The sequence below is a fragment of the Streptomyces sp. NPDC002602 genome (assembly GCF_042889445.1).
Taxonomy (GTDB): Bacteria; Actinomycetota; Actinomycetes; order Streptomycetales; family Streptomycetaceae; genus Streptomyces.
In genome coordinates this window covers 557,475-580,436 of the sequence record NZ_JBIAQX010000004.1, presented here as the reverse complement: position 1 = coordinate 580,436, position 22,962 = coordinate 557,475, and the positions used below count along the sequence as shown (strand labels likewise).

The window sequence follows — 22,962 nt, the reverse complement described above, 5'->3', positions numbered from 1 at the left end:
TCAGGGGGAGACGGCATGCGCGGCGGGGCCGGCGAGTGAAGTTCCTGCACACCTCCGACTGGCACCTCGGGCGCTCCTTCCACCGCGTGAACATGCTCGGAGCCCAGGCCGCCTTCATCGACCACCTCGTCGCGACCGTCGAGGAGCACGAGGTCGACGCCGTCCTCGTCGCCGGCGACATCTACGACCGGGCCGTCCCCCCGCTTCCCGCCGTCGAGCTGTACGACCGGGCCCTGCACCGGCTCGCCGCACTCGGCGTACCGACCGTGATGATCTCCGGGAACCACGACTCCGCCCGCCGCCTCGGGGTCGGCGCCGGGTTGATCGACCGGGCCGGGATCTTCCTGCGGACCGACCCGGCGGGCTGCGCCGAACCCGTGGTGCTGTCGGACGCGCACGGCGACGTGGCGCTGTACGGACTGCCCTACCTCGAACCGGCGCTGGTGAAGGACACCCTGGGGGCGGACCGGGTCAGCCACGAGGCCGTGCTGGGCGCGGCGATGCGCCGGATCCGGGCCGACCTCGCCGGCCGGGCCCCCGGCACCCGCTCGATCGTCCTCTCCCACGCCTTCGTCACCGGGGGGACGGCCAGCGACAGCGAGCGCGACATCACCGTCGGAGGGGTCGAGGCCGTGCCCGCCGACGTCTTCGCCGGGGTGGACTACACCGCGCTCGGCCACCTCCACGGCTGCCAGACGATCAACGAACGGGTCCGCTACTCGGGTTCCCCGCTGGCCTACTCCTTCTCCGAAGCCGACCACCGCAAGACCATGTGGCTGATCGACCTCGGCGCCGGCGGGGAACTGACGAGCGTCGAACGGATCGAGAACCCCGTCCCGCGCCCCCTCGCCCGGATCCGCGGCCGACTGGACGACCTGCTCGCGGACTCCGCGCTCACCCGGCACGAGAACTCCTGGGTCGAGGCCACCCTCACCGACGCCGCCCGGCCCGAGGACCCCATGGCGCGCCTCGCAGCCCGCTTCCCGCACACCCTCAGCCTCGCCTTCGACCCCGAGGGCCGCGAGGAGGACGGCGGGATCTCCTACGCCCAGCGGCTCAAGGGCCGCAGCGATCAGGAGATCGCCGAGGACTTCGTCGCCCACGTGCGCGGCGGGGGATCCGCCGACGAGGCCGAACGGGTCGTGCTCCAGGGCGCCTTCGACGAGGTACGGGCCCAGGCCCGGCACGAGGAGACCGCCCGATGAGGCTGCACCGACTCAAGGTCACCGCCTTCGGCCCCTTCGCGGAACCCCAGGAGATCGACTTCGACGCCCTCTCCGGCGCCGGCGTCTTCCTCCTGCACGGCCCCACCGGAGCGGGCAAGACCTCCGTCCTCGACGCGGTCTGCTACGCCCTCTACGCCTCCGTGCCCGGCGTCCGCCAGAACCCCGGGAACAGCCTGCGCAGCGACCACGCGGCCCCCGAGACCCCCACCGAGGTCACCCTCGAACTCACCGCGGGAGGCCGCCGCCTGGAGATCACCCGGCGGCCCGAACAGGGCCGGCCGAAGAAGCGCGGCACCGGCACGACCAAGGACAAGGCGCAGAGTTGGCTGCGCGAGTACGACGGCGAGAACTGGACCGCGCTGAGCCGCTCCCACCAGGAGATCGGCGAGGAGATCGAACAACTCCTCGGCATGAGCCGCGACCAGTTCTGCCAGGTGGTGCTGCTGCCCCAGGGGGAGTTCGCCCAATTCCTGCGGGCCGGCGCCGAGGCCCGCGGCCGACTGCTCGGTCGGCTCTTCGACACCCGCCGCTTCGCCGCCGTCGAGACGCTGCTCGCGGAACGCCGCCGGGCCGCCGAGGCCAAGGTGCGCGCCGGCGACGAGAACGTCCTGCACACCGCGCAACGTCTCGCCCAGGCCGCCGGGGACTGCGCCGACCTGCGCGCCTGGCCGCTGCCCCGCCACCAGCCCGGCGACCCCGGCCTCGCCGAGGCGATCCGGGCCTGGGCGGCCGTCGCACGGTGCGCCGCCCGGGAACGGCTGACCGTGGCCGAGTACGCGCTGGCCGCCGTCGAGAGCCGGTACGCCGCCGCCCGGCGGGCCGCCGAGGACGCCCGGGAACTCGACCGGCTCCAGCGCCGGCACGCCGAGACCACCCGCCGGGCCGCCCTGCTCGCCGAGGCCGCACCCGAACGGGAGCGGGTCCGGGCCCTGCTGGACCGGGCCCGTCGGGGCGCCCTGGTCGCCCCCGCCCTGGAACTGCGCGGAGCCGCGGCCGGCGCCCACCTGACCGCCGCCCACGCGGAATCCCTCGCCCGCGCCGAACTCCCCCCGGCCCTCGCCGAGGCCGGCACGGAACAACTCGCCACCGTGGAGCAGCGGTTGCGCGAGGAACTCGGCGCCGTCGGCGCCGCCCAGCGCGCCGAGCAGCGCAGCGCCGAGATCGGCCGCGAACGCGCCACCCTCGACCGGGAGTCCCGGGACGCCGACGAGCAGCACCAGGAATCGGCCGAGTGGCTCGCCCGCTGGGACGCCACCCGGACCGCGCTGGTCGCCCGCGCCGACGCCGCCCAACAGGCCGCCACCCTCGCCGAACAGCTCGCGGGCCGCCTGGAGCCCGCCCGGATGCACCTGAGCGCCGCCCGGCGACGTGACGCCCTGGCCGCCGACGCCGAAGCCGCCTCGGGCGACCTGCTGGCCGTACGCGAGGAGTCCACCGCCGCCCGGGAACGTTGGCTGGAGCTGAAGGAGTCCCGGCTGCGCGGGATCGCCGCCGAACTCGCCGCGGCGCTGGTGGCGGGGGAGCCCTGCACGGTGTGCGGATCGGCGGAGCACCCCGAGCCGGCCCGCCCCGCGCCCGGGCACGTCGACCGGGCCGCCGAGGACGCCTCCCACGCCCGGTTCGAGCAGGCCGAGGAGCGCAGGGCCACCGTCGAGCGGAGACTGGCCGCCGTGCGGGAGGCCGAGTCGGAGGCCGCCGCCGCGGCCGGGGACGCCACCACCGCCGAACTGCTCGCACTCAACGCCGACCTGAGCGCCCGACACGCGGCCGCCCACGCGGACGCCGCCGCACTGCACGCCGCCCGCGAGCGCCTCGCCCGCGCCGAGCAGGAGCACGCCGCGCGCAGCGCCGACCGGCTCGACGCCGAGCGCCGGGCCGCCGCACGCGCCTCCCGCCGCGAGGCCCTCGAACGCGAACAGGCCTCCCTGGAGGCCGAACTGGTCCTCGTACGGGGCGACGCGCCCAGTGTCGCGGCCCGCGCCCGGATCCTGGAGGACCGGATCCGGATGGTCACCGGCGCCGCCGCGTCCCTGCGCCGCGCCGAGACCACCGCCGCCCGCCTGAAGGAGGCCGACGACCAGCTCGCCGACGCCGCCTTCAAGGCCGGCTTCGACACCACCGACGCGGCGGCCGAGGCCGTGCTCCCCGAGTACGAACGCACCGCGCTCCAGCACCGGCTGGACTCCTGGCAGGCAGAGGAGGCCATGCTCGCCGACCGTCTCGGCGAGAGCGAGACCGCCGCCGCGGCGACCCTGCCCCCCGCCGACCCGCACACCGCCGAGGCGCACGCGGACGCGGCCGCCGCGAGGCTGCGCACGGCCGGCTCCGCCGTGGACGCCGCGCGGGTGCGCCGCGCCGAACTGGACCGGCTCTCCCGGCAGGCCGAGCAGGAACTGCGGGCCCTGGGACCGCTGCGCGAGGCCTACGACCGGGTGGCCCGGCTCGCCGGACTCACCGCGGGCACCTCCGCCGACAACGAGCGCAAGATGCGGCTGGAGTCGTACGTACTGGCCGCCCGGCTGGAGCAGGTCGCCGCGGCCGCGACGGTGCGGCTGCTGCGCATGTCCGGCGGTCGCTACACGCTCGTCCACTCCGACGCGAGGGCGAGCGGCCGGGGCCGTTCCGGTCTGGGGCTCCACGTGGTGGACGCCTGGACCGGCATCGAGCGGGACACCGCCACCCTGTCCGGCGGCGAGACCTTCTTCGCCTCGCTCGCGCTCGCCCTCGGGCTGGCCGACGTGGTCACCGACGAGGCGGGCGGGATGCGCCTCGACACCCTGTTCATCGACGAGGGCTTCGGCAGCCTCGACGACCAGGCCCTGGACGAGGTCCTCGACGTGCTGGACTCGCTGCGCGAGCGGGACCGCAGCGTCGGCATCGTGAGCCACGTCGCCGATCTGCGGACCCGGGTCCAGGCCCAGTTGGAGATCGTCAAGCAGCGCGGCGGCTCGGTCGTGCGCCACCGCACCGGGGGTTTCAGGGGCTGAGGGGCCGCCGCGACAGCGGGGACGAGTACACGATGCTCGTGGTGACGGACCCGAGCCCCGATATCCGGCCGGTGATCTCCTCCAGGTGCCGCATGGAACGCGCGGCCACCTTGAGCACGAAACAGTCGTCGCCCGTGACGTGGTGGGCCTCCAGGATGTCCGGCGTGGCCTCCAGAAGATCGTTGAACGGCTTGTAGTTGCCGTGCGGATAACGCAGCCGGACCAGGGCGAGGACGGGTTTGCCCAGTTTCTCCGGGTCCACCACGGCCGTGTACCCGGTGATCACGCCCGCCTCCTCCAGCCGGCGCACCCGCTCGGTGACGGCGCTCGCGGACATGGACACCGCCCGCGCGAGCTCGGCGAAACCGGCCCGTCCGTTGTCTTGCAGGGCCGCCAGGATGCGCCAGTCGGTGGCGTCGGGGGAATAGTCGGTCATCCCGCAGATGTAGCAGGACAATCCCCGGCGATACAAGAGGAAGGCCGGGGAAACCGCCTTCCGACGCCGATCGGCAGGTCATAGATTCCAGACCATGACGACGACACGGACCACAGAGGCCACCCCCGCCACCACCCACCCCGTGCTGCGGGTCGCCCCGGCGAGCCCGGCCGCGGCGGCCGCCTACTTCGCGGCGAGCCTGGCCTTCCACGCGGACGTCTCCGACGTCGCCGGCGCGGTCAGGGCCAACCGTGAGGAGGGCGCCGCACTCGGCTTCCAACTGGTCGACTCCCGCTCCACCGAGGCCTGGGACCAGGCCCACGTGCCCGGCGCGATCCACCTGCCCACCGCACTCATTCCCGAGCAGGCCGACAGGCTCCTGGACAAGGACGTCCCGGTGGTCACCTACTGCTGGGGCCCCGGCTGCAACGGAGCCACCCGATCCGCCCTGGCGCTCGCCGAACTCGGATACCGGGTCAAGGAGATGCTCGGCGGCATCGAGTACTGGATCCGCGAGGGCTTCGAGGTCGAGACCTGGGAGGGGAACCGGCAGCGCGCCGAGGCGGACCCGCTGACCGCGCCCACGGACTCCGACGACTGCGGCTGCTGACCTCGCCCCGTACGCGCCGACACGACGGCGGGCCGCCCACCCGCGCAGGGGTGAGCGGCCCGCCGTCATCCGTGGCCCGAAGCCGGGATCAGAGCTTCGAGAGCTCGTCCACCAGGTCGTCCAGCCCCAGCGAACCCTGCGACAGCGCCGCCATGTGCCACGCCTTCAGGTCGAAGGACTCGCCGTGCGCGGCGCGGGCGTTGTCCCGGCCCAGCAGCCAGGCGCGCTCGCCCAGCTTGTAGCCGATGGCCTGGCCCGGCATCGACAGGTAGCGGGTCAGCTCGCTCTCGACGAAGTCGCCCGGCCGACCGCTGTGCAGGCCGAAGAACTCCTGCGCCAGCTCCACCGTCCACCGCTCGCCCGGGTGGAACGGCGAGTCCGCCGGGATCTCCAACTCCAGGTGCATGCCGATGTCCACGATGACGCGCGCGGCGCGCATCATCTGGCAGTCCAGGTAACCCAGTCGCTGCTCGGCGTCCTTCAGATACCCGAGCTCGTCCATCAGGCGCTCGGCGTACAGGGCCCAGCCCTCGGCGTTGGCGCTCACCAGACCGACGCTCGCCTGGTAGCGGGAGAGCTGGTCCGCGACGTGCGTCCACTGCGCCAACTGCAGGTGGTGCCCCGGAACGCCTTCGTGGTACCAGGTCGAGACCAGGTCGTACACCGGGAAGCGGGTCTGGCCCATCGTCGGCAACCAGGTGCGCCCCGGGCGGGAGAAGTCCTCCGACGGGTTGGTGTAGTAGGGGGCCGCCGCGCCGCCCGGCGGGGCGATCATCGACTCCACCTTCTTGACCCGCTCGGCGAGCTCGAAGTGGGTGCCGTCGAGGTTCTCGATGGCCTCGTCCATGAGGCCCTGCAACCAGGCACGGACCTCGTCGACGCCGTCGATGTGCGTGCCGTGTTCGTCCAGGTGCCGCAGCGCGTCCCACGGGTTCGAGCCCGGCAGGATCTTGTCCGCCTCGGCCTTCATCTCGGCGAGCAGACGGTGGTACTCCGACCAGCCGTAGGCGTAGGCCTCGTCCAGGTCCAGGTCCGTGCCGTTGAAGTACCGGGACCAGCGCGCGTAGCGCGCGCGGCCCACGGTGTCCGGGGCGTCCGCGACGGCGGGGGCGTACACCTCGGTCATCCAGTCGCGCAGTGCGACGACGGCGGTCGTGGCGGCCGCCGCCGCCTCGTCCAGCTCGGCGCGCAGGGAGTCCGGGCCGTCCGCCGCGAACTTCCCGAAGAAGTCGCGCTCGCCGTCGCCGGCCTGACCGGCCCAGGTGGTGAGCTGGCCGATGAAGGTGGCGGTGGGGCGCGGACCGCCGTACAGACCCCGGTCCAGGCCCAGTCGCAGGCTCTCGCGGTAGCCGGCGAAGGCGGCCGGGACCGCCCGCAGCCGTTCGGCGATCGCCGCCCAGTCCTCCGCCGTGTCGGCGGGGGTCAGGGTGAAGATCTCGCGGACCGAATGCGCGGGGGAGTGGAGGTTGCTGACCGCGCGGAGGTCCTCGTCGGCCTCGTACACGCCGAGTTCCGCCGTGAGGCGCTCGCGCAGCAGGCGTGCGCAGCGGCGCTCGGCGTCGGTGTCGGCGCCGGGCAGCCGCTCGGCGGCGTCGAGCCGGTCGAGGGTGGTGCGGGCCAGCTCGGCGACGGCCGCGCGACCGGCCGGGGAGAAGTCCGGGAGCCGGCGGGAACTCTCGGCGACGCCGAGGTAGGTACCGGTGATCGGGTCGATGGCGATGAGGTCGTCTACGTACGCGTCGGCGACCTGGCGGGGCAGCCGGTGGGCGCGGTCATTGTGGAGGGTCTCTGACATGCGGCCATCCTCGTACGTGGGACGCCCTCCCGTCTTCGAAGTTCGCTCTCGGCCTGCGGTCCTCTCGGCCCGAGGATTTCCCGGGAGGTCCGTACGCGACCGAGGGCCGCCCGCACTCGGCGGACGGCCCTCGCGCTCTCGTGTCGTCAGCCCTGGAGCCGCCGTGTCTCGTACGCGTGCTGCTCGCGCGGGGCCTCGTGGGACGGCCGGGAGTCGACGCGGGCGGCGTCCAGCCGGGCCGTGATCACCAGGGTGCCCTCCTCGATCTGGTAGTCGAGGGGCAGCCCGAGGCCGCGCATGGCCGCGACCATGCCGGTGTTGGACGCCTGGGTGACGGCGTACACGCTGTCGCAGCCGGCCTCCACGGCCATCGACAGCAGGCGGCGCAGCAGTTCCGAGCCGATGCCTCGGCGCTGCCAGTCGTCCTCGATGAGCAGCGCCACCTCGGTCTCGTCGCCGTCCCACAGCAGGTGGCCGAGGGCGACGAGCTTCCCGGAGGCGGTCGTCGCGGCAAGCGTGCGACCGAACCGGGGGCTCAGCAGGTGGCCGAGGTAGCGATCGGCATCGCCGACCGGGCCGTGGTAGCGCAGGCCCAGCGTGCGCTCGGAGCAACGGTCGTGCATCGCGCGGGCGGCGGCCAGATCGGAGCCGTCGGCCCGCCGCACGGTGATCTCGTTGCCCTCGGGCAGCGTCAGCACGTCCTGGCTGCGCGGGACGCGCGGCCCGAGCCGGGCGTCGAGCTCCACCAGGGCCCGGGCGCGGGCGAACTCGGTCGGGGTGAAGGGCAGGTAGGGCCGCTCCACGGTGATCGCGCCGCCCGACGGGTCGCGCAGCCGCATGACCGTGGCCTCCAGGACCCCTTCGACGGGGGCGTCCGCGCCGGAGTTGGGGCGGCCGGAGAGCGTGGTCGCGGGGATCGAATGGATCGTGCAGCGGCCGAGCAGTTGGCGCAGGGCGAGCGGCAACTCGGCGGCGTCCAGCGCGGTGCGGGTGGCGAGACCGAGCACCCGGGTCGGGGTGTCGACCAGGTCGTGGGCGTCGGCGCGCTCGATCCAGGTGCTGTGCCCGCCGGCCCCGGCGATGGCCCGGGTCAGGTCCGCGGAGGGCAGCCGCTGCGGGGCGCGCAGCAGGAACTCGTCGACCGTGCCGCCCTCGGGGAGGGGATGGGTCTGCAGTGTCAGGATGTCCACGCCACTGCGGGCGAGCGCGGTGCAGATCGCGGCCAGGCTGCCGGGTTCGTCACGCACCGTCGTACGCATCCGCCACAGGGCGGGGGTCGCCTTCGGGTCCGCGGGGGAACCGGCGCTCCCCCCGGCGGGTGTGGCATGCGGCGCCGATGCCGCGGCCGGATCGGAGGGCGCGGCGCTTCCCGGAGGGGGCGCATGACTGTGGCGGCGTGCCCACCAGGTGTGGAAGGCGGCCGTGACCAGGAGCGCGATGGCCGAGGCGACCAGCAGGATCGGGCCCCTGGGGCCGTGCACCACGAGATTGGCGATGCCGTCGGCCACCGCGACGGCGCAGAAGAGGGCGGCGAGTTCGACGACGTCACGGCGCCAGTGGTGGCGGTGGGGACGCTGGGCGGAGGCAACATTACGGTCAGTCATGCACACCACTGTGGCGCAGGGGTGTTGCGTGATCACGAACGATCTGTGACCGACTGGTTAAGTGTCGATCCGGTCGGTCTGTCATGTTTCGGGCTGTTCGGGCGGTGTTTCGGACCGTGTTTCCGGCGAGGTCACGACTGCCCCACGCGCCCCGGTCGGAGCGTCCTGGTGAAGAGCACCCGACCTCCCTGCTGACGCAGGCGCACGGTGAGCTCCCCGCTGTCCGCGTCGATGTCGACCTCGCCGTAGTACGGAGGGTTCTCGGCCGGGGACATGTTGGCCACCGAGGCCGACTGGACGTATGCGGTCCGGGCCCCGAACGTCGCGTCGAGGCGGCCCGCCGGGAAGGCGCCCGCACCGATCGGGCCGGAGACGAACTCCCAGAACGGCGCGAAGTCCGTGAAGGCCGCCCGCTCGGGCGCGTAGTGGTTGGCGGCCGTGTAATGGACGTCGGCCGTGAGCCAGACGGTGCCGGTGATGCGTTGGTGCTTGATGTGACGCAGGAGTTCGGCGATCTGGAGCTCCCGACCGAGCGGTGCGCCCGGATCGCCCTGGGCGACGGCCTCGAAGTCGGTGGCCCCGTCGGCTACGACGATGCCCAGCGGCATGTCCGCGGCGATCACCTTCCAGGTCGCGCGCGAGCGCGAGAGCTCGCGCTTGAGCCAGCCCAACTGTTCCGGACCGAGAATGCCGATCGGGTCGACGGTCTGGACGTCGGGGGAATTGGGATTCCTATAGGTCCGCATGTCGAGGACGAACACGTCCAGCAGCGGCCCGTGCCGCATCACCCGGTACATCCGCCCCTCTGCGCCACCACCGCGCAGATCGCTGACCGGGAAGTACTCCCCGAACGCCTGGCGGGCCCGACCGGCGAGGGTGTCGACGTCCTTGACGGTGTACCGGGGATCCTCGATCCGCTGCCCCGGATACCAGTTGTTGCGCACCTCGTGGTCGTCCCACTGGACCAGCACCGGGACCTGGGCGTTGAAGTCGCGGAGGTTGCGATCGAGCAGGTTGTAGCGGAAGTTCCCGCGGAACTCCGCCAGGGTCTCCGCGACCTTCGACTTCTCCTCGCTGGTGACGTTGCGCCAGATGGTTCCGTCGGGCCGGGGCACGGCGGCCTGGAGGGGACCGTCGGCGTAGATCGTGTCGCCGCTGAAGAGGAAGAAGTCGGGGTCCCGCAGCCGCATCTCCTCGAAGACGCGGTATCCGCCGACCTCGGGATTGATGCCCCAGCCCTGCCCCGCGAGGTCACCGGACCACAGGAATCGCACGTCGTGGCGGCGGGACACCGGTGTGGTGCGGAACGTGCCGCGCACCGGCTCGCCGGTCCGGCGCGGATCGGCGGGGTCCGCGAGCACGACCCGGTAGTGGATCTGCCGGCCGGGCGGCAGATCGCGCAGGGTGACGGTGCCGGTGAAGTCGGTTGCGGGACCGAGGAACACCCCGCCGTGGCGGCGCACGCCGTACCGGAACGACTCGCTCGGGGAGGTCTCGACCCACATCCGCGCGGCGCGGTCGGAGCGCGTCCAGACGGTGGCCGAGTGAGCGGTGATCTCCCCGGACTGGGTGCCCCAGAGGGCGTTCGGGCGGCCGGAGAGGACGAGTGCGGGGGCCCGGCGCGGGGCGGCGAACGCCGGCGCGGCGAAGGCCCCGGACAGGACCAGCCCGGCGGGAACGGCGAGCGAACTGCCGAGCAGGGAACGTCGGGTGTGCGGCAGGGGTGCCATCGGTGCGTCTCCAGGGGCCGGCGGGGGCGGGCCGGACCAGTGTGTCGCCGCACACCGGCCCGGCCGCGTCGCCCACGCGAACCGCGGATGAACAGCCGCCGGCCGCTCACACGGCCTGCTGCGCGCCGCCCCGCCGCTCCCCGCTCCACGCCGTGGCGCCCGGTGTCGGGCTCGGGGTACCGCTCGATGCACGGCGTGCCGTGTCGAGGATGACCCGGGAGACGAGGGCGGGGTCGTCGTTCATCGGGACGTGCCCACAGCCCGGGAGCCGGACCAACCGGGCGGCCGGGATCACGCGCTTGGCACGCACCCCCTGCCGGCGCAGGAGGAGCCGGTCGCTGTCGCCCCAGGCGATGGTGACCGGCAGGCCCGGTACGTCGTCGGTGAAGAGTACGGATCCGCCCGCCGCCAGGGTCTTCTCGAAGCCGGTGGCGTCGCGCAGGGCGAGGGTCTCGGCCACCACCGCCTCGGGAGAACGCCGGGCCGGGCGCGCGTAGATGGTCCCGGTCAGCGCGGCCCGACCCGCCCCGCTGCGCGAGAGCCGCTCCAGAGTGGGCCGAGGCAGCGCCTTCGCGCCGACGCGCATGGAGCGCAGGGCCGCGAAGGCGTAGCGGCGCTCGGCCTGCGACCAGAACCCGGCGGGGGACAAGGCGGTCACCGACCGTACGAGGTGCGTGCGCGCCATTTCGAGCGCGAGCAGCCCGCCGAGGGAGTTCCCCGCGACGTGCGGACGCTCCACGCCCAGCGCCGCGCAGAGCGCGCCGAGGGCCGGGGCGACGGTGGACAGGTCGTACGGGACGCCCGCGGGCAGCGGATCGGAGGAGCCGAAGCCCGGCAGGTCGACCGCGATGACCTCGTGCTCGGCGGCCAGGATGTCGATCACCGGATGCCAGGCCTGGAGGTGGTGGCCGATGCCGTGGAGCAGGAGGAGCGGCTCGCCGGCGCCCTTGCGCTCGTAGGCGACGGTGGCGGGACGGGGGCCGAGCGGGGAATCGATCGTGAACGAGACCGTGGCGGTCATGCTGCTCCTCGTCGGGCTGGACGCGTGTGAGACAGGCTGTCAGTAATGACTACCGTTCAGTAGCTTCCGCCGGCAAGTCCCCGCCGGGGATCGGGCGTTGAAATCCACCGGACGTGCGGGGTCGCGGTGGTCGCCGGAGCGGTCGTGGTCCGGGAGCGCGAACATCCCGTGAACGGGTTGCTACATATGCCCGATCTGCCCGACAAAGCGGCGAGGATTGGTCTTGACCAAGGTGGTGCGCCGTCCTATCGTCGCAGGGATAGTGCAGGAACCTTTAATAAACAAGGGCGCGGAACTGCGGTGCGGAACTGCCGCTGGGACACGGCGATTGCATCGATTGCAGGAGGAGTCAGGGTGGGGACCACGCAGCTCGAATCGGTGCCGGAGCCGAAGTACTGGCACCTCAAGACCGTCCTCAGCGAAGCGCTCGACCGGGACTTCGCCGTCGGCGAGATCCTTCCGAACGAGCGCGACCTCGCCGCACGCTTCGGAGTCGCCCGCGCCACCCTGCGGCAGGCCCTGGAACAGCTGGAACTCGAAGGCCGCCTGCAGCGCCGGCGCGGCGTCGGCACCACCGTCGCCCCGCCGCGCGTCGGCGTCGCCGTCGGCGACACCGGCCACAGCTGGCCCGGCGAGAGCGGCGACGGCTGGGAGGCCACGGACACGGTCGAGGCCGTGCCGCCGGCCGCCGTGCTGAAGCTCCTCGGTCCCGACTTCGCCGCCGACCAGCCCGTACACGTCGTGCGCCGGACCAGGGTCACCCAGGGCCAGGCGCTGGCCGCCGAGCTGCTGTACGTGCCGGCCCGGTCCGTGTCCGGACTCTCCGCCATCGACGCCCCGGCCGGGCCCGCCCGCGCCCGCGTCGTGCTGCGGGAACTCCAAAGGCTCGTGCTCGACGGCCAGGACCGCTCCGTGGAGCTCGGCTCCGCCCGCGCAGACGACGCCAAGGAACTCGACCGGCTGCCGGGCGCCCCGGTGCTGCTCGTGACCACGCGCTACTTCACCGCCGCGGGGACGGCCGCCGTCTCGGTCGCCACCTACCGCGCCGACACCTGCCGCCTGACCTTCGGCGACTCCGGAGTCGAGATCACCGAAACCCGCGCCGCGTCCTGACCCGGGGGGCGTCCCCGGGGTGCGTTCTGACCCGCGGCGCCCCTGCGGGGGACGCCCGGTACGCCTCCGAGGCGGCGTGACGCTCCCGAGCGGCTGACGCGCCCCGCGTGGCGCGTGACGAGACGACGCATGACGACACGACAACGACACGACAACGGCCCGACGCCCCGCGCGCCGGGCTCTGTCGTGTCTCGGGTGCGTTCGACGCCAGGGGCCCGGAGCGCCCCACCCCGCGCGCGGCCCGGAACGAGGGGGAGCACCGCAAGGGGCCGGGGTGGTTCACGGCGGTACAGGGGTCTGCGGCGCCGGTGTCAGCGGCGCCGGGCCGTCACCGTCTTCTCCACCGCGAACAGCTCTTCCTCGACGTGGTCCAAGGCCAGCCGCAGCGCCCCGGTGGCCACCGCCGCCTCACCGAGCAGCGACTGTTCCACCCGAGGCGGGCGCAGGCAGTACCGCTCCAGCTCCCGGCGCAAGGGCTCCAGGACCCCGTCCAGTCCGGCAGCCCAACCGCCCACCACCACCAGTTCCGGATCCATCGCCAGAACCAGCGCGGCCACGTCGTGCACCAGTCGCTGGAGGAACCGTTCCACGGCGGCGACCGCCCCGGCGTCCCCCCGTCCGGCCATCGCGAAGACCTCGGCCACGGCCGGCTCGTCCAGCGGGTGCAACGGTTCGCCGGTGGTCGACAGCAGCCTTTCCGGCGTGACCTCGCGCCCCAGGAGGTGCAGCGCGCCGATCTCGCCGGCGGCTCCGCCGTAGCCGCGGTGCAGTCGGCCGCCGATCAGCGAACCGGCGCCGGGGCTGAGGCCGGCCATCACGAACACCATGTCGTCGGTGTCCCGCGCGGCACCCTTCCAGTGCTCCGCGACCGCCGCGGCGTTGGCATCGTTCTCCACCTGCACAGGGCAGCGGAACGAGCGCCTCAACCTCTCGCCGAGCGGCAGCCCGGTCCACCCCGGCAGGGCGGTCCCGAGGCGGACCGTGCCGTCCGCCTCCACGATTCCGGGGCTGCCCACGCCGACGGCCCGCAAGGAGTCCCGTGGCACACAGGAGCGCCGCAGCAGATCGGCCACCGCCGACCGGACCCGATCCAGCCGCTCGTCGGCCGATGCGGTCTCGGCGACGTCCTTGGTACCCGCGCCGATCACCCGCCCGTCCAGACCGGACAGCAGGACGGCGATCCGGTGCGAGCCGATCTCGATGCCGAGCAGGTGTCCCGCCTCGGTCCGGAAGCGGAAGCGTCTGGCGGGCCGGCCCTGTCGCCGCGCGCCCTCCTCGGCTTCGGCCTCCACCACGAGCCCCGTGCCGATCAGACCCTCCACCACACCCTCCACGGTCGGCCGGGAGAGCCCGGTGACCCGTGTGAGGTCGGTGAGGGTCGGCGATTCGGCCGCGCGCAGAGCCCGCAGCACCACCGCCGAATTGATCCTTCGGAGCAGAGAGGGGTCCCCGCCGGTCAGCTGCCCCAACGTTGTCCTCCCAGCTAGCGGCCCTGTCAGCCGGATCGTACTGCGCACCCGCCGCAACGGCGAGAAGCGGCCCCCCAACGGCCGGAATCAGCCTCTCCCATCAAGCCGGGGCGACGAATCCGGACTCGTGGGCGGCGATGACCGCCTGGATGCGGTCCCGTGCGCCCGGCTTCGCCCAGATCGCCCTGACGCGGAACTTCACGGTCTCCGTGCCGACGATCAGCTCCGCCGCGATCTCCACATCGGTCAAGCCGCGGGCCGTCAACCGGAGCACCGCCTCCTCTCGCTCGGTCGGCGCTGCCCGTTCCAACGGGCCGTGCCCAACCGGACCCGCCCGCATCTCTCCAAGGTGGCCGTGATCGCCGGACTCGCGTACCTGATCGGCCAGATCACCGGCGCCGTCACCTTCGCCGCCGGACAGGCCTTCATGGGGAAGTACGCCTTGGGCCTGGGTGACCCGGGCGGGCTCGGCGTCGTGTTCGGGAGCGGGGTCCACCCGACGCCCCTGGCGCCTCTCGCGGCCGGACTGACCGCACTGGTGCGCGATGGCACGCTCGTGATGAGCCTGCCTGCTCGTACCCTTCATGGTTGGTCAGGTGGTGGGTGGAGCGCGGCAGTTCATGCCGGACCGTGCCGGTCGGATGGTCATGCGGTCGGCGACGGACGGCTCACTCGGTCCCCGGACCGGCCCGGGGGTGGGCCACGCCGTGGTCACTGCCGGCGCCGGCCGGAGGGCGGCTCGCGGTGAGCCGTCGGAGGCATGACGTCGAGCCAGTTGTCAGTGCCCCCCGTGATACTGACGGCATGACCACGGCAGAGCATCTCGACACGATCGACCGGCTCCGGGGACAGAACTTTCCCACCGAGCCGGTCCGGTTCGACAGGCACGGCAGTGGCCCGGGCCGTCATCAGGTCCAACTCGTGGAGACCCGGGACTTCTGGGAGGACGACGGATCGGCTCGGATCGAGGCGGCCGACCAGATCGGTGCCGAGTACGTCGCTCTGGTGCAGGCCTTGACCGGCCGCTGGGGGACCCCGCAGGTGTTCGCTCTGGATCGGATGATGGAGCGGGGTCTCGACGGGGAGGCGATACCGGAGCCGTGGGACTCGCTCGCCAACGACGCCGATCACGTTCACCTCTGGCGGGCCGGCGACCGGTGGCTCGTGGTCTACGCGGCCCGCAGAGCGACCGGGGACCCCTTCAGGTTGATGGCCGCGGTCACCGTGGTCGACCCGCCGTAGGGGTGACGCGAGACCGGGAAACCAGGGCCTGGTCACCCGGTCGGGGATCGGCGGGGGAGCAGGCCGTGAGAACCCCCTGGTTGCTCCACTGTGCCGGAACGGACCCACCGTTGCTGCCGGACCCGGACCCGGACCCGGACCCGGACCCGGACCCGGACCCGGACCCGGACCCGGACCCGGACCCGGACCGGCGAGGCTTGGTCAGGGGGTCTCGGTGGCGGCGCGGAGGCGGGCGTACTCCTGGGCCATGGACTCGGCGGTCCAGTGGGCGTTGAGGCCGCTCGGGTTGGGCAGGGCCCAGACGCGGGTGTCGCCGATGGTCCGGTCCTGGGGGCCGATCCGGGCCTTCGGCTCCCCGAAGGCCGTCCGGTAGGCGGTCACGCCGACGACGGCCAGCCACTGTGGACGCAGGAGCTCCACCTTGGCCGTCAGGATTCGTCCGCCCTCACGGAACTCCTCGGCGTCCAACTCGTCGGCGCGGGCCGTGGCGCGGGCCACCACGTTGGTGATGCCGAGCCGGTAGGTCAGCAGCTCCTCCTGCTCGGCGGGCGCCAGCCGGCGTGGAGTGAAGCCGGACAGGTGCAGGACCGGCCAGAACCGGTTGCCGGGGCGGGCGAAGTGGTGGCCCGTGGCGGCGGAGAGGAGACCCGGATTGATCCCGCAGAACAGCACACGCAGACCGCCCGCGACCACGTCCGGGAGGACGCGGTCACGGGCGGCGGCAAGCTCGTCGGGGGTCAGAGGATCGACCCCGGCGCGTACCCGGCGGCCTCCGGGTGCTGCTTGGAGATGGCCTCGATACGGGAGACCACCGTCGCGACCTGGTCGCCGGCCGCACCCGTGAAGGACAGCTTGTCGGCCATCAGGGCGTCGAGCTGGGCGCGGTCCAGCGGCATTCGCTCGTCGGCGGCCAGCTTGTCCAGCAGTTCGTTGCGCTCGGCGCCCTGCTCGCGCATGGCGAGCGCGGAGGCGACCGCGTGCTCCTTGATGACCTCGTGTGCGGCCTCGCGGCCCACTCCGGCCCGCACCGCGCCCATGAGCACCTTGGTGGTGGCGAGGAAGGGCAGGTAGCGGTCGAGTTCACGGGCGACGACCGCCGGGAAGGCGCCGAACTCGTCGAGGACGGTCAGGAAGGTCTCCAGCAGACCGTCGAACGCGAAGAACGCGTCCGGCAGGGCCACGCGGCGGACGACGGAGCAGGAGACGTCGCCCTCGTTCCACTGGTCGCCGGCCAGCTCGCCGGTCATCGAGGCGTAGCCGCGCAGGATGACCATCAGGCCGTTCACGCGCTCGCAGGAGCGGGTGTTCATCTTGTGCGGCATCGCGGAGGAGCCGACCTGACCGGGCTTGAAGCCCTCGGTCACCAGCTCGTGGCCGGCCATCAGCCGGATGGTCTTGGCGATCGAGGACGGGGCGGCGGCCAACTGCACCAGGGCGGTGACCACGTCGTAGTCGAGCGAGCGCGGGTAGACCTGGCCGACGGAGGTGAAGGCCTGGGCGAAGCCGAGGTGGGCGGCGATGCGCTGCTCCAGGTCGGCGAGCTTCGCGGTGTCGCCGCCGAGCAGGTCGAGCATGTCCTGGGAGGTGCCGACCGGGCCCTTGATCCCGCGGAGAGGGTAGCGCTCCAGGAGGTTCTCCAGGCGGTCGTAGGCGACCAGCAGCTCGTCGGCCGCGGTGGCGAAGCGCTTGCCCAGGGTGGTGGCCTGCGCGGCGACGTTGTGGGAGCGGCCGGCCATGACCAGCTCGGCGTGTTCCGCGGCCAGCCTGGCGAGGCGGGCGAGGACGGCGACCGTGCGGTCACGGGACAGTTCCAGCGAGAGCCGGATCTGGAGCTGCTCGACGTTCTCGGTGAGGTCGCGGGAGGTCATGCCCTTGTGGACGTGCTCGTGACCGGCGAGGGCGTTGAACTCCTCGATGCGGGCCTTCACGTCGTGCCGGGTGACCTTCTCGCGCTCGGCGATGGAGGCGAGGTCGACCGTCTCCAGGACGCGCTCGTAGTCGGCGAGGGCGGCGTCCGGAACCTCGATACCGAGGTCCTTCTGGGCGCGCAGCACGGCGAGCCACAGCCGCCGCTCCAGCGTCACCTTGTACTCGGGGGACCACAGGACGGCGAGCTCCGCGGAGGCGTAGCGGCCGGCCAGGACATTGGGGATGCGGGGCTTGGCTGTCACGTGGAGTGATTCTACTTGGGCCGCCGCTGTGCGTTTACGCAGGTAGGGGACCCACCCCGGATTGTGTCTTGCTACGAGAGCCGATCCGTGGCCGAGGGCGTGTACGGCAGCAGCTCTCCGCGCTTCGCCGCCCGCCCGTCGCCCGACGAGCGGCCGGTCAGTCGGCGCCCGATCCAGGGCAGCAGGTGCTGTCGGGCGAAGCGGAGGTCCTCGGTCCTGCGAGCCGGCCAGCTCGGTGTGGCCGAGGGCGCGAGATCGGCCCGCCACTCGCCCTCGGGCGGCAGACCCAGGCTCTGCCAGACGGCCTCCGCCACCCGGCGGTGCCCCTCGGCCGTCAGGTGCAGCCGGTCGACGTCCCACATGCGCGGGTCCGCGAGCACGGGCGCCCCGTACAGGTCCACCAGCAGCGCGTCGTGCCGCGTGGCGAGCTCGTCGAGGATGACGAAGAGCTCCTCCATGCGGGGGCGGAAACGATCCATCACCGGCCCGTTGCGCCCCGGCGAACGCATCAGGACCAGCGTCTTGCAGGAGGGGGCCAGCAGTTCCACGGCCTCCTCCAGGTGCCCCCGCACCCGGCCCATGTCGACCTTGGGCCGCAGCGCGTCGTTCAGGCCGCCCACGAGCGTCACCACGTCGGCGCCCATCGCGGCCGCCATGGGCGCCTGTTCCCCGGCGATCTGGCCGATCAGCTTCCCGCGCACCGCGAGGTTCGCGTAGCGGAAGTCCGGCTCGCGGGTCGCGAGGCGTGCGGCGAGCAGATCGGCCCAGCCGCGGTAGGAGCCGTCCGGGAGCAGGTCGGACATGCCCTCGGTGAAGGAGTCGCCGATCGCGACGAAACTGGTGTAAGATGCATTCATCTCCATGGCGGGAGCGATGATACCGCTTGGTATGCCTGCCCCGCACGGTCGGGGACCGTACGGGGCACGGGATCCCGGGACACGGAATCAGACGCCGGTCACGCGGACGCCGGCCTGCCGAACAGCTCGCGCAGCACGTCCTCCATCGTGACCAGGCCCGTCATGACGCCGTCCTGGCCGAGCACCGCCGCCAGGTGGGTACGGCTGCGCCGCATGGCGGTCAGCACGTCGTCCAGCGGGGTCTCCGCCCGCACCTGGGCGATCGGGCGAAGCTCGGACAGCGGGAAGGGTTCGTCCCGCTCGGCCACGTCCAGCGCGTCCTTGACATGCAGGTAGCCGAGGATTCGATGCTCCGTGTCGATCACGGGGAAGCGGGAGTAGCCCGACTCGGCCGACAACCGTTCCAGGCCCGCCGCGGAGATGCCCTCGCGCGCCGGGACCACCCGGTCCGACGGCAGCACCACATCGGTGACCGGGCGACGGCCCAGTTCCAGGGCGTCGTGCAGTCGCTCGCTCGCGCGGCCGTCGATCAGTCCGGCGTCGCTGGAGTCCTTGACCATCCGGGCCAGCTCGTCGTCCGAGAAGGTCGCCGCGACCTCGTCCTTCACGTCCACCCGCAGCAGGCGCAGCAGGGCGTTCGCGAAGGCGTTGATCGCGAAGATCACCGGCCGGAGGGCCTTCGTCAGGGTCACCAGCGGCGGCCCCAGCAGCAACGCGGTGCGCACCGGCTCGGAGAGCGCCACGTTCTTCGGCAGCATCTCGCCGAACAGCATGTGCAGGTACGTCGCCAGGGACAGCGCCACCACGAACGAGATCGCGTGGGTCAGTCCGGCCGGTACCCCGACCAGGTCGAACAGCGGCGTCAGCAGGTGGGCGATGGCGGGCTCGGCCACCACGCCCAGCACCAGGGTGCACAGGGTGATGCCCAGTTGGGCCGCCGCCATCAGTGCCGACAGGTGTTCCAGACCCCACACCACGGCGCGGGCCCGCCGGTCGCCCTGCTCGGCGTACGGCTCGATCTGACTGCGCCGGACCGAGATCAGCGCGAATTCCGCGCCGACGAAGAAGGCGTTCACGACCAGCGTCGCCAGCCCGATCAACAACTGGATCGCGGTCACCGGGTCTCCTCCGCACCGTCGTTGTCGGCGGATTCGACCGGAGTGTGAAGCAGCACCCGCGCGGCCCGCCGACCGCTCGCGTCCACCACGTCCAGCCGCCAGCCGTCCAGTTCCATGCTGTCGCCGACGGCGGGGATCCGGCCCAACGCGGTGGCCACGAGACCGGCCAGCGTCTCGTACGGGCCGTCCGGCACCCGTAGACCGATCCGCCGGAGCTGGTCGGTGCGGGCGGCGCCGTCGGCCGAGTACAGGGCCCGCCCCGAGGCGTCCGTGCCGGCCGGGGCCAGGTCCGGGGTCTCGTGCGGGTCGTGCTCGTCGCGGACCTCGCCCACGACCTCCTCGACGATGTCCTCCAGCGTCGCCACACCGGCCGTGCCGCCGTACTCGTCGATGACCACGGCCATCGTCTGCCGGCCCGACAGTCGGTCCAGCAGCCGGTCCACGGTCAGTGACTCGGGGACCAGCAGCGGCTCGCGCAGCAGGCGCTCGACGGGGTACCGGTGTCGGTCCTCGGCGGGCAGCGCCAGTACGTCCTTGATGTGCACGGTGCCGACGACGGTGTCGAGGCTGCCCCGGTAGACGGGGAAGCGCGACAGTCCGGTGGCCAGGGTGGCGTTCGCCACGTCCTCGGCGGTGGTCTGCACGTCGAGTGCGGTGACCTGGACGCGCGGGGTCATGACGTTCTCCGCGGTCAGGTCGGCCAGGTTCAGGGTCCGCACGAACAGCTCGGCGGTGTCCTTCTCCAGCGAGCCCGCCTTCGCGGAGTGCCGGGCCAGGGCCACGAGCTCCTGAGGGCTGCGTGCCGAGGCCAGTTCCTCGGCCGGCTCCAGGCCGAACCGGCGGACGAGGTGGTTCGCGGTGGTGTTCAAATGGCTGATCAGTGGCTTGAAGGCACGGCTGAAGACCCGCTGCGCGGTGGCCACGCGCTTGGCGATGGCGAGCGGCGAGGAGATGGCCCAGTTCTTCGGCACCAGCTCGCCGACGACCATCAGGACGACGGTCGACAGGGCGGTGCCCACGACCAGGGCGGTGGAGGACGCGGCCGCGGGGGACAGGCCCATGGCCTCGAACGGACCCTGGAGCAGGGCCGAGATCGAGGGCTTGGAGAGCATGCCGATGACCAGACCGGTCACGGTGATGCCGAGTTGGGCGCCGGAGAGCTGGAAGGTCAGGCTCCGCACGGCTGCCAGGGCGCTGTCGGCCCCGCGTTCGCCGCGTTCGACGGCGCGTTCGAGATCGCCGCGCTCGACGGTCGTCAACGAGAACTCGGCCGCGACGAAGACTCCGCAGGCAAGGCAGAGCAGCAGCGCCACGATGAGCAGGAGCACTTCGGTCATCGGTCGGTCACCTCCGTTCCATGATCAGCCAGGAGGAGGGGTGTCGCGCGATGTCGGGTACCGGGAGGCTCGCCCATGGGCGGACGCTCACACCTTTCTTTCAGGTCGTTCGAGCGGAACGATTGACCACAGGGTAAAGGAAAGGCAAAGGAGACGGGGCGTGCTTTTTGGCGCCAGTCCCTCGGGTGACGGGATCCGGAGCATGGACGATCTTCACATCGGACCCGCCTCCCCGCCAGACCTTCGCCGAGGTACCGGCCCTCTGGAAGACGGCCGCCGAAGGGACAAGCATCTCCGACGACCTCGCGGGAATCGAGCTGCTCCACGCCCGTGACCCGCACGCACTCCTCATCGCCCGCCGCGACGGCGGGCTCGTCGAAGGGGCCGGCCGCACCCCGGCCCCGCTGTTCCCCTAGGGCCTGTCGTCAAAGTGTCGTCTGCCTCGCGACGCCTGGCACGCACTCTCGCCGCACCGGGCGAAAGCCCAAGTGCGTCCAGTACGCGGGCTTCCGCCCGGCACGCCGAGAGCACGCACCAGACACCGCGAGGCCGCCCTTCGGGCGACGACGCCACTGTGACGACAGGCCCTAGTCCTCCACGCGGCGGGCCGAGCCGATGACGCAGTACGAGGTGGGGAGCGCCGGGCCGCGTTCCGGCAGCCGGAAGGCGCGGTGCGAGACGATCCGGAAGCCGGCCGCCTCGATCGCGGCGAGCGGGTCGCGGGCCGTGTGGCAGCCGCCGAAGAGCCGGGGCCAGACGGTCCGGTCGAGCATCCGCTGGACGGAGCCCATGCCGGGGCCGGGCGCCAGACCGTGCTCGAAGAACCGCAGCTCGGCGCCGGGGCGGAGCACCCGGTGCAGTTCCGCGAGGGCGCGGGGGAGGCTGCGTACGGTGCACAGCACCAACGAGGCCACGGCCACGTCGAAGGCCTCGCTCTTGACCGGCAGCGCCTCGGCGACGCCGGGCACGAGGTCCACCGGGACATCGGCGCGCAGCGCGGCCGCCGCGGCGAGTCGGCGCAGGGAGCGCTCCGGTTCGACGGCGACCACCTCGGAGACCGCCCGGGGGTAGTGCGCGAAGTTGAGGCCGTTGCCGGCGCCGATCTCGATGACGCGACCGGACACGCCGTGCAGCAGTTCCTCGCGGAGCGGGCCGATGCCGCCGCGGGTCTCGGCGGCGGTGCTGAGGCGGGCGTAGAAACGGGCGAAGTGCGGGTGGTGGACCGGGTCGGCGGGTCGGCGGGGCATGGCGTGCCTCCAAGCGGGGGTGGCGGCTGGTGCGGTTGCCCTGTCGGGCTGTTCCCCGCCTCGGGCAGCCGCGAAACCGCGCGGGCGCGCAGTCGTCCGGGGGAGCACGGCCGGACCGACGGGCGGCCGGGAGGGTGACCGCGTACCCGGCGGTGCACCGTCGAGGGCGGGAGGGCCGGGGATGGCGTGCGCTCGGGGAGAGGGCGGGGTCGTGGCGGGCGCGGTCCAGGGGCCCCCACGGCCGTCACCGTCGGGGAAGGCGATAATCGGTTGTTCGCCCCGGTCGTCGGGGCCTGACGCTCCCTCCGGGGATGTGGAGACGTCGTGACCTCTCGAATGACCTGGGCGGCAGTGGTGTTGCTCGCCGCGGCGCTGCCGGCGCTGACCGCCTGCGGCACCACCAAGGCGGGGAGCGCCGGGAACACGACGCCGACCGCGGCGGGTTCCCCCGACCCGGTCGCGTCGGGATCGGCCCGCCACGACCGGCTCTTCCCCGACGTGGCCGCGCGGTGCGCGGCGAAGGCGGCCGAGACATCGGCCGACCCGCAGGACGACGGCACGAACGGCGGCACGAACGGCGGGGAGTCGTCGCGGGAGCTGCCGACGGACCCCGAGGCACGCAAGTACGCGGAGAACCACGGCTACAAGACGCAAGGCACGCTCTCCGCCGAGAGCCGGTGCCGAGCCGACGCCCACGGCGCTCGGATCAAGGCGGCGTTGACCGGCGCCGGCAAGACCGCCCCGAGCGGAGAGGCGGAACTGGCCGGATCCCTGAAGGAACTCGGGTACTCCGTCAGCGGCAACGAGGTGTACCGGAGCGGGGGAACGCTGGGGTTCGCGCTGTTCATCCCGGAAGCCGGCCCGTGCGTGACCGGGCGGTGGACGGCCGGCGGCGGCCTCACGGTGGAGGGGCACGGCGTGTACATGGAGGGCGGCTGCCTGGAGCCGAAGGGCGGGCACTGACCCGAACGCACGCCGGGTGCGCGGTCCGTGCCTTGC

General features: G+C 73.0%; 18 protein-coding genes and 2 pseudogenes. 7 read left to right on the top strand and 13 right to left on the bottom strand.

Annotation, left to right across the window (positions count from 1 at the left end; all coding sequences use genetic code 11):
• Positions 1 to 35: 35 nt before the first annotated feature.
• Positions 36 to 1,205 (top strand): exonuclease SbcCD subunit D, encoded by a 1,170-nt coding sequence (locus ACFYW3_RS15710; RefSeq protein WP_389386543.1) that lies wholly within the window; start codon positions 36 to 38, stop codon positions 1,203 to 1,205.
• Positions 1,202 to 4,213, top strand: coding sequence for an AAA family ATPase (locus tag ACFYW3_RS15705; protein WP_389386542.1), 3,012 nt, complete (start codon positions 1,202 to 1,204; stop codon positions 4,211 to 4,213). Before ACFYW3_RS15710 ends, ACFYW3_RS15705 begins: the two co-directional genes overlap by 4 nt.
• On the opposite strand, the gene ACFYW3_RS15700 is transcribed toward ACFYW3_RS15705, so the two are convergent.
• Complete coding sequence (locus ACFYW3_RS15700; protein ID WP_351755189.1) at positions 4,203 to 4,649, bottom strand: Lrp/AsnC family transcriptional regulator; 447 nt, start codon at positions 4,647 to 4,649, stop codon at positions 4,203 to 4,205. The genes ACFYW3_RS15705 and ACFYW3_RS15700 overlap by 11 nt on opposite strands.
• Before the next feature lie 94 nt (positions 4,650 to 4,743).
• Between ACFYW3_RS15700 and ACFYW3_RS15695 the strand changes: the two genes are divergently transcribed.
• Complete coding sequence (locus ACFYW3_RS15695) at positions 4,744 to 5,259, top strand: rhodanese-like domain-containing protein (protein ID WP_351755192.1); 516 nt, start codon at positions 4,744 to 4,746, stop codon at positions 5,257 to 5,259.
• Between the two features lie 88 nt (positions 5,260 to 5,347).
• Here the strand turns inward: ACFYW3_RS15695 and ACFYW3_RS15690 are convergent, their stop codons facing one another.
• The 4 genes from ACFYW3_RS15690 to ACFYW3_RS15675 all read right to left on the bottom strand — a co-directional run bounded on the left by ACFYW3_RS15690 (position 5,348) and on the right by ACFYW3_RS15675 (position 11,409).
• Positions 5,348 to 7,054, bottom strand: coding sequence for a DUF885 domain-containing protein (locus tag ACFYW3_RS15690; protein ID WP_389386541.1), 1,707 nt, complete (start codon positions 7,052 to 7,054; stop codon positions 5,348 to 5,350).
• A 146-nt stretch (positions 7,055 to 7,200) separates the two neighbouring features.
• Positions 7,201 to 8,658, bottom strand: coding sequence for a GNAT family N-acetyltransferase (locus ACFYW3_RS15685; protein WP_351755197.1), 1,458 nt, complete (start codon positions 8,656 to 8,658; stop codon positions 7,201 to 7,203).
• A gap of 131 nt (positions 8,659 to 8,789) precedes the next feature.
• Positions 8,790 to 10,388, bottom strand: coding sequence for an alkaline phosphatase D family protein (locus ACFYW3_RS15680; RefSeq protein ID WP_351755200.1), 1,599 nt, complete (start codon positions 10,386 to 10,388; stop codon positions 8,790 to 8,792).
• A gap of 106 nt (positions 10,389 to 10,494) precedes the next feature.
• Positions 10,495 to 11,409, bottom strand: a complete 915-nt coding sequence (locus tag ACFYW3_RS15675; protein ID WP_389386540.1) for an alpha/beta fold hydrolase — start codon at positions 11,407 to 11,409, stop codon at positions 10,495 to 10,497.
• Between the two features lie 354 nt (positions 11,410 to 11,763).
• On the opposite strand from ACFYW3_RS15675, the gene ACFYW3_RS15670 reads away from it, so the two are divergent.
• Positions 11,764 to 12,522, top strand: coding sequence for a GntR family transcriptional regulator (locus ACFYW3_RS15670; protein ID WP_389386539.1), 759 nt, complete (start codon positions 11,764 to 11,766; stop codon positions 12,520 to 12,522).
• A gap of 311 nt (positions 12,523 to 12,833) precedes the next feature.
• Here ACFYW3_RS15670 and ACFYW3_RS15665 read toward each other — a convergent pair whose 3' ends face one another.
• Together ACFYW3_RS15665 and ACFYW3_RS15660 are read right to left on the bottom strand one after the other, a co-directional pair.
• Positions 12,834 to 13,991, bottom strand: coding sequence for an ROK family transcriptional regulator (locus ACFYW3_RS15665; RefSeq protein WP_389386538.1), 1,158 nt, complete (start codon positions 13,989 to 13,991; stop codon positions 12,834 to 12,836).
• Positions 13,992 to 14,091: 100 nt separating this feature from the next.
• Positions 14,092 to 14,301 (bottom strand): annotated as a pseudogene (locus ACFYW3_RS15660) (response regulator transcription factor); the annotation flags it as partial.
• A gap of 494 nt (positions 14,302 to 14,795) precedes the next feature.
• On the opposite strand from ACFYW3_RS15660, the gene ACFYW3_RS15655 reads away from it, so the two are divergent.
• Complete coding sequence (locus tag ACFYW3_RS15655) at positions 14,796 to 15,233, top strand: hypothetical protein (protein ID WP_351755211.1); 438 nt, start codon at positions 14,796 to 14,798, stop codon at positions 15,231 to 15,233.
• Positions 15,234 to 15,434: 201 nt separating this feature from the next.
• On the opposite strand, the gene mug is transcribed toward ACFYW3_RS15655, so the two are convergent.
• The 5 genes from mug to ACFYW3_RS15630 all read right to left on the bottom strand — a co-directional run bounded on the left by mug (position 15,435) and on the right by ACFYW3_RS15630 (position 20,716).
• The gene (gene mug, locus ACFYW3_RS15650; RefSeq protein WP_351755243.1) at positions 15,435 to 15,974 is read right to left on the bottom strand and encodes a G/U mismatch-specific DNA glycosylase; all 540 of its coding nucleotides are present in this window, start codon (positions 15,972 to 15,974) and stop codon (positions 15,435 to 15,437) included.
• On the bottom strand, positions 15,971 to 17,404 hold the full coding sequence (gene purB, locus ACFYW3_RS15645; protein WP_389386537.1) for an adenylosuccinate lyase: 1,434 nt from the start codon (positions 17,402 to 17,404) through the stop codon (positions 15,971 to 15,973). The genes mug and purB overlap by 4 nt, the downstream gene beginning before the upstream one ends.
• Positions 17,405 to 17,475: 71 nt before the next feature.
• Complete coding sequence (locus ACFYW3_RS15640) at positions 17,476 to 18,267, bottom strand: SGNH/GDSL hydrolase family protein (RefSeq protein WP_389386536.1); 792 nt, start codon at positions 18,265 to 18,267, stop codon at positions 17,476 to 17,478.
• 92 nt (positions 18,268 to 18,359) lie between these two features.
• Positions 18,360 to 19,379, bottom strand: a complete 1,020-nt coding sequence (locus ACFYW3_RS15635; protein WP_389386535.1) for a hemolysin family protein — start codon at positions 19,377 to 19,379, stop codon at positions 18,360 to 18,362.
• Positions 19,376 to 20,716: a hemolysin family protein gene (locus ACFYW3_RS15630; protein ID WP_351755219.1), complete on the bottom strand. Its 1,341-nt coding sequence runs from the start codon at positions 20,714 to 20,716 to the stop codon at positions 19,376 to 19,378. Before ACFYW3_RS15630 ends, ACFYW3_RS15635 begins: the two co-directional genes overlap by 4 nt.
• 202 nt (positions 20,717 to 20,918) lie before the next feature.
• Between ACFYW3_RS15630 and ACFYW3_RS15625 the strand changes: the two are divergent.
• Positions 20,919 to 21,093, top strand: a pseudogene (locus ACFYW3_RS15625) (GNAT family N-acetyltransferase); the annotation flags it as partial.
• 210 nt (positions 21,094 to 21,303) lie between these two features.
• On the opposite strand, the gene ACFYW3_RS15620 reads toward ACFYW3_RS15625, so the two are convergent.
• Entirely contained in the window at positions 21,304 to 21,963 is a 660-nt protein-coding gene (locus ACFYW3_RS15620; protein WP_351755222.1) for a class I SAM-dependent methyltransferase, read from the bottom strand.
• A gap of 324 nt (positions 21,964 to 22,287) precedes the next feature.
• On the opposite strand from ACFYW3_RS15620, the gene ACFYW3_RS15615 reads away from it, so the two are divergent.
• Entirely contained in the window at positions 22,288 to 22,926 is a 639-nt protein-coding gene (locus tag ACFYW3_RS15615; protein ID WP_389386534.1) for a hypothetical protein, read from the top strand.
• The last annotated feature ends 36 nt before the right edge of the window (positions 22,927 to 22,962 follow it).